1 protein-coding gene and 1 tRNA gene are annotated in these 1,321 nt (G+C 47.3%); one reads left to right on the forward strand and one right to left on the reverse strand.

Annotated features, from left to right (window positions below; all coding sequences use genetic code 11):
- Positions 1–72: transfer RNA gene (locus IOQ59_RS21025), tRNA-Glu, on the reverse strand.
- A gap of 221 nt (positions 73–293) precedes the next feature.
- On the opposite strand from IOQ59_RS21025, the gene IOQ59_RS21030 reads away from it, so the two are divergent.
- Positions 294–959, forward strand: coding sequence for a glutathione S-transferase family protein (locus tag IOQ59_RS21030; RefSeq protein WP_193955445.1), 666 nt, complete (start codon positions 294–296; stop codon positions 957–959).
- Positions 960–1,321 lie beyond the last annotated feature (362 nt).

Below are 1,321 nucleotides of genomic sequence, written 5' to 3' on the forward strand. Positions count from 1 at the left end.
GTCCCATAGGGGGTTCGAACCCCTGTTACCGCCGTGAAAGGGCGGTGTCCTAGGCCACTAGACGAATGGGACGCATATGCCACTAAGTGGCGTTCCTCATCAGAGGAGGCGCGTATATTAAGGATCAGAGCAGATAGCGTCAACCCCTAAATCGAAAAAAATCTAACAAAATCAGCAAACTTAACGAGTGAGCAAAAAAAGAACAGACAGCCTAGCCTAAAACTTGCAGCAACCCCTAATGATAAGTACTTTCCCCTACACCAATCCAAAATAAAAATTCATGAGGATTCCTGATGACAATCAAGGTACACGGCGCACCACTCTCTCCCTTTGTCCGTAAAGTACGGTTAGCGTTAACCGAAAAGGGGATCAACTACGATCTACAGATCGCTGTACCTTACGATCTCCCAGAGGGATACGAAAAACTAAATCCCCTGCGCCGAATTCCAGCGTTTGAGGATGGAGAGGTCACACTCGCGGATTCTGCAGTCATTTGCCATTACATTGAGCAGGCTCACCCCAGCACACCGCTTCTGCCTGCAAAACCAGCGTCTCGCGCTCACTGCGAATGGTTAGAGAAATACGCTGACTACGAGCTGGCTCAAGTGTCCACAGAAATACTGTTTCGCGAAACCTTAATCGTACCGCTCATCAAACAGCAGCCTGACTCCGATAAAATACGACACGCCAAAGAACAACAATTACCCCCATTACTTAACTACCTAAGCGAGCAACTGGGTGGAAACGAGTGGTTTGTGGATAATCAGTTTTCACTGGCGGATATTGCTATCGCCTGTCAGCTGATCAATATGGAGCATGCTGAACATATGCTAGACGAAACACGCTGGCCTACCCTGCATGCTTTCCTGCAGCGATGCTATTCACGCGACTGCTTTTCAGAAATTGTGAAACAGGAACGCAACCAGGTCACTAAAGTACTGGCGCACATCAACGGTTAATCACTGACGTCAACAGGCGGAGGTTTCTCAGCAAATGTCCGCCCCTATTTACGACATGCAGACTTTACCGAACACGGAACAATCGACCTCGTAATAGCGCGGCAACCAGGCACAGAGCAACATCAATATACATAGACGGCTTAGAGATAAAGAACCTGTGGATAGACTAACCAAAAACAGTCAACCCGAGGTTTAGAAGCAACAAGAATACAGACAGATTATCCACATGTTTTCAACATGTAGATTCATGGAATAGATCATCAGGAAAAATAATACTAGGTAAAGGATTGGAGCGGAATATCGGGCTCGAACCGACGACCTGAACCTTGGCAAGGTCCCGCTCTACCAACTGAGCTAATTCC

Origin of the sequence: Pontibacterium sinense, from assembly GCF_015209595.1 — a bacterium.
GTDB classification, from domain to species: Bacteria; Pseudomonadota; Gammaproteobacteria; order Pseudomonadales; family Balneatricaceae; genus Pontibacterium; species Pontibacterium sinense.

What these genes read in the sequence shown, in the direction of transcription:
- IOQ59_RS21030 (WP_193955445.1), top strand. Translation starts at nt 294, where the DNA reads ATGACAATCAAGGTACACGGCGCACCACTCTCTCCCTTTGTCCGTAAA.